We start from the raw sequence: 5,464 nt of genomic DNA, 5'->3' as shown, positions 1-5,464 counted from the left end.
TTGATGAACTGTGCCAGCCTGAGCCCGATATCGACAGCTTGTTACCCTGGAATTTTAAAACATAGGTGTAGTTCGCTAGACGCTCACATCTCTTTCGCAGAAAGTGTATTTTTAGATAGCGATAAAAACTTTGATAACCTCAAACAGTTTGGTGCACTTGTTCAAGCTCAATACAATGTGACGCCTGATACACTCGATTTTATTATTGGTACTAAGCTTGATCATAACGATTTAACTGGCTGGGAAAATCAACCGTCAGCAAGGCTTATATACAAACCAGTAGATAACCATCTTACTTGGGGTGCTATATCGAGAAGTGTACGTACACCAACATTGATTGAATTTAACGACAACTTTAAAGTTAATGGTACTGAAATTAAAGATCTTACCGGTTTAAGCTCTGGCTTTGGACAAATAGACGACTACCGAATTGCAACCTACCTAAATGGTAACGACAAAGTTAAATCTGAAAACTATCTATCTTATGAATTAGGCTACCGTTTTACTGCTAACGATTGGTCATTGGATCTTTCTACTTATTATACCGATGCTAATAACGTAGCGGTTATTGATATGAATACGCATGCTGAACAATTCACACCTATACTTGAATTATTTCTAGCAGGGAGAATCCCAGAAGTATTTCAAGCACTAACAATGACTCGCATAGATTTAGACTTTACATCTGTAGCAGACACGAGCACTAAAGGGTTCGACCTAGTTGTATCGTGGCAACCTGTTGATAACCTCAATACTGAGTTTGGTTATAGTTACACCGATTATAACTACGATTTACCTCCTCGAGTAGAGCCAGCAATCGGCTATGACTCTAAAAACAAGCAGTTATTTGCAAAAGCCGATTATTCTTTTTTAAACAACCATAATGTGTTTGCGACATTGCGCGCAATTAACTCAAATGCATATAACACTGATAATTACACAACGTTAGATGTTAGTTGGAATTGGCAAGCAACACCTGTGTGGTCTACTGCAATTTCGGGTAAAAACCTCTTTGCAGGTTCACATATTGAGTACAATAATACGCGCGAAACCTATACATTACCAAACTATATTGATGAATGTATTACATTTACAATTTCAGCAAATTTCTAAGTTAATTAGATGATTAAATTAAGAAGTTTAATTCACAGTAGCTTAATAACGTTGACACTTCTTAGTGCCAGCGTTGGCGCTGTTGAAAAAGAATACATGCTAAAAGCAGGCTTCTTATATAACTTTGCACGTTTTGGACACTGGGATTATCATTTAGAATCTCTTAATGAATTTATTATTTGTAGCCCTGATAAATACTTTATTGATGCGGCTAACAACGCTTTAAAAAGTCGCACTATAAAAAACTTACCTCTATACAATAAATTAATCACTCTGGATGAAGTAACAACCTCGGCGTGTAACATGCTATTTATTACCTCTGATACATTTATCGAATGGCAAAACATAACACCTTTAGAGCTGAAAAACGTTATGCTCATTGGTGAAACAGACACATTTATTGAAAATGGCGGTCATATCAGGTTTTTTCTTTCCAGTGGTAAAATTCGCTTTGAAATTGCTCCGAAACAGCTTAAAGATGCAGGGATTACTATGAGCTCAAAAGTGCTACGCCTTGCCCGCGTTGTAGATAGGTAGTGCAATGAAAAAACTATTTGCATTAAATACGATGAGCAAAAAATTACTATTTATCTTAATGAGTGTTGCACTTGTATCAACCGCGACAGTAACCATTGTATTTAGTGCTTATGAAATCACTAGCGCTAAAGAGGAACAAATAGAAAGCTTGGGCTCTCTGTCAAAAATGCTTTCACCGAATATAACTACAGCACTTATGTTTGATGATATTGATGCAGTGCAAGAGCTTATAAACCCAATACTTATACGCTCAGATGTTATTAGTATAATGGTAACAAGTGTGACTGGTGAGCAACTTGTTATTGCGCAATCCAAAGATGAAGATATGGAGCAAAGTATTGAAGTAAGTACACCCCTTCAGCTCGATATGCATGATTACGGTATATTAAAAATACGCGCTAACAACAGCTACATTCAAGACAGAATTACTTTTTACTTTAAGTTTATAATGATTTTGATGGTATTCACCTTTGCTATCAGCCTAATTTTATCTCTTTTATTAAGGCGTCGCTTTTTAAACCCTATTTTATATTTAGCTCAAACAGCAAATAAAATAACCACATCACATGATTATAGCTTACGCGCTAAACAGCTATCACAAGATGAAGTAGGACAATTAACCTCTTGTTTTAATGCAATGTTATACAACATTGAGCAAAGAGAAAATTCATTAGAAAACCAAGTTAGACTGCGTACTAATGAACTTGAAAATGCGAATATTCAGTTGCAACAATATGCCTACCAAGATGGATTAACCGACTTACCGAACAGGCGTTATTTTTACGAAAAACTACAAAGCTTAGTAAGTATTAAGGGAATGAAGTTCGCCCTTATATTCATAGATTTGGATGGCTTTAAAGAAGTAAATGACAGCCTAGGTCACGACTACGGTGATTTACTCTTACACCAAGTAGCAACAAGACTACAAAGTTGTATAACGACTAAAGATACAGTCGCACGTTTGGGTGGTGACGAATTTACATTGATTTTAGAGGGTGTAAATAGCCCGGATGAAGCATCAAAAATTGCCGAAGCTATAAAAAATAGCTTAATGCAGAGTATTAAAATAAAAAAAGAAACAGTGTATGTTACAGCAAGCATAGGTTTAACGTTTTTTCCTGCTGATGGCTTAACAGTAGAAGAGCTCGTTAAACGTGCTGATCAAGCGATGTACTTGTCTAAAAATAAAGGTCGGAATCGCTACGAGTTTTTCTCCTATGCTATTGAAGAAAAAGCCATAGAAAAACGTCGCCTAATAGAAGAAATACGAATAGCAATCACTCATAATCAATTTGAATTATTTTACCAACCTATATTTTCAATTGACGGGAAATCAGTACCAAAAGCTGAAGCCCTAATTCGTTGGAATCACCCTGAACGAGGCCTAATAGGGCCAAATGAGTTTATACCTGTCGCTGAAAAAAACGGATTAATAAACGATATCGGCCAATGGGTAAAATCTCAAGCAATTCAAGATACCGTCCAATTCAATGTTTTAAGTGAAAAGACAATTCAAGTCAGTGTAAATACATCACCTCTTGAAATTGACCGCGCTGGTTGCTGGGTGGATGAATGGATTGTTGCAAGTAAAAAGTACCAACTACCCGCAAACACCATTTTAATTGAAGTCACTGAAAATACTTTAATGGATCCCGACTCGTCAATACAACGACAATTAAAACGCTTAAGCACTATTAATATAGATATTGCGATTGACGACTTTGGTGTTGGTTATTCTTCTTTGGCGTATTTACAGCGCTTAGATATAGATATTTTAAAAATAGATCGCTCATTTATCAACGATATAGAATCAAACGATAATAGTATTGCTCTCGTGAAAGCTATTATCACTATGGCTCACAATCTAGACGTAATGGTGGTTGCTGAAGGAGTTGAGACACAAAAACAGTATGACCTATTAAAGCAGCTTGCTTGTGATTATATTCAAGGCTACATTTTTTCAAAGGCAATTACTAAACAAGAGTTTATGGAAAAGTATATAATACCAATCCGCAATAATACTTAATCATTTTGCGGGGCTAAACGGGTCGCTACCTGTGTTAAAAAATTCTCATTTAGAACAACTAAATAGCAATTTTTTTGCCTAGCTATCAACACGCTTTACATCCTCAAAATAGATCACTTAATTAAGCGAATTGGTATAAAACAAAAAGAAGTGATCTTATTTATGTCTATCGTGCTAGATTTTAGCAAGCCAACACAGAACACTTCTTTACTTTTGCCTTAAAAATCCACGTATTTAAAGCTCAATCCCAAGCTATAACCAGCGAGGGACTAGTTGTTTATACTCTTTATATTGTGCAGAAAAACGATGGGCTAAATGAGCCTCCTCAACTAATGTTTGTCTATATATAGCTGTAAAACCAATAACTAAACAGGTCAAACTAAATATACTAGGTAAGGCTAAAAAGAACCCCACCTGTGCAGCTACAACGCCTAAATACATCGGATTCCTAGAGTATTCATATAATCCTGATGTTTTAAGCTCATGTGGTCCCTTAGGATCAATTCCTGAACGCCAAAGTGCTGCCATATGAAAATGTACAAACATCGTTAAAATAAAGCCTGCGGTCAATAATACATCGCCAAATAATACGCCTGGCCAGCCATTGAGTATTGGGAATAGCCCAAGATAGCTATCTAACTCAGGTACAAATACTCTAATTACACATACAAACCAAATAGCAGCCCTGAAAAATTTAAAAACCATATGGTTCCACCAACTAGTACAAAATTTATCACCGGGATAAATAACGCCTGATGGTGTATTTCGATTTTTATAAATAATTCTAAATGTATAAAATCCGGCAACAAAAGTATAAAAAATAGCTAAGTAAACTCGGGTAAATTCAACTAGCGATGCAGAGTCATCTACAAATGTTTCATAAGGCATTTAAGTTACAGCTCACAATCATTATTGGTAGTAATTTTAAAACAACTAAGCCAATAGATTTAGTTATAAGATCATGAAATCATATTAGTATTCATTGCCCTCATAAACAAGCTAAGTCTGTGGTTAGTTAACGAGTTATAATGAACTAATCAAACTAATTTATAAATTCTGTTTGATACTTCACCTAAACAACTGCTTACACAAACCGAAAAAGTAAATTCGGTAGTTCACAATTTTGTTTTTATACCAATTCGCTTAATTAAGTGATCTATTTTTCCGCCCTACTCGATGGTGTTGGTATGAGTGTATGTTAATTGCGCGTATTTCACTTTTCTGCAGACGTAAAAAAGCCCGACTATTTCTAGTCGGGCTCTCTACAATTTGAAGTCGGTGCGCTACGCGGTAGGGTGTCGTAGTGCCCACAGCGGTAGAAAGTCACATAGCAAATGCTACACTATCTTTGTGTCGGGAGTCGCTGTGCTCGCCCGACCTACGTGATAGGTGTTGCTGTGGGTGTGTGTTAACTGCGCGTAGTTCACTTTTCTACAGACGTAAAAAAGCCCGACTATTTCTAGTCGGGCTCTCTACAATTTGAAGCTTGGTGGTGTCGTAGTACCCACAGCGGTAGAAAGTCACATAGCAAATGCTACACTATTGGCCGACTGAGTTATTGAGGGGTTTTGTTGTGATTTTAACGTCGGGAGTCGCTACGCCCGACCTACGTGCTAGGTGTTGATGTGAGTGTCTATTAATTGTGCGTATTTTACTTTTCTGCAGACGTAAAAAAGCCCGAATCGTTAGATTCGGGCTTTCTACAATTTGAAGCCTGGTAATGTCCTACTTTCACATAGCAAATGCTACACTATCATCGGCGCTGTTTCGTTTCACTACTGAGTTCGG

General features: G+C 36.6%; 4 protein-coding genes. 3 read left to right on the top strand and 1 reads right to left on the bottom strand.

The features are described 5' to 3' along the window. The 3 genes from GQR47_RS19990 to GQR47_RS19980 all read left to right on the top strand — a co-directional run. Window positions 1-1,113 (top strand): TonB-dependent receptor (locus tag GQR47_RS19990; RefSeq protein WP_240915921.1); only part of this gene is annotated, 1,113 nt, incomplete at its 5' end. A 9-nt stretch (window positions 1,114-1,122) separates the two neighbouring features. Then, window positions 1,123-1,650 (top strand): YfiR family protein, encoded by a 528-nt coding sequence (locus tag GQR47_RS19985; RefSeq protein ID WP_024596128.1) that lies wholly within the window; start codon window positions 1,123-1,125, stop codon window positions 1,648-1,650. Between the two features lie 4 nt (window positions 1,651-1,654). Next, on the top strand, window positions 1,655-3,676 hold the full coding sequence (locus tag GQR47_RS19980; protein ID WP_024596129.1) for an EAL domain-containing protein: 2,022 nt from the start codon (window positions 1,655-1,657) through the stop codon (window positions 3,674-3,676). Window positions 3,677-3,928: 252 nt separating this feature from the next. On the opposite strand, the gene GQR47_RS19975 is transcribed toward GQR47_RS19980, so the two are convergent. Continuing rightward, window positions 3,929-4,564, bottom strand: coding sequence for an isoprenylcysteine carboxylmethyltransferase family protein (locus tag GQR47_RS19975; RefSeq protein WP_024596130.1), 636 nt, complete (start codon window positions 4,562-4,564; stop codon window positions 3,929-3,931). Between the last annotated feature and the right edge of the window lie 900 nt (window positions 4,565-5,464).

The sequence above is a fragment of the Pseudoalteromonas sp. Z1A2 genome, from assembly GCF_011378755.1.
GTDB classification, from domain to species: Bacteria; Pseudomonadota; Gammaproteobacteria; order Enterobacterales; family Alteromonadaceae; genus Pseudoalteromonas; species Pseudoalteromonas distincta.
The sequence above is the reverse complement of the archived record's forward strand: the minus strand, read 5'-3'. Positions and strand labels throughout refer to the sequence as shown.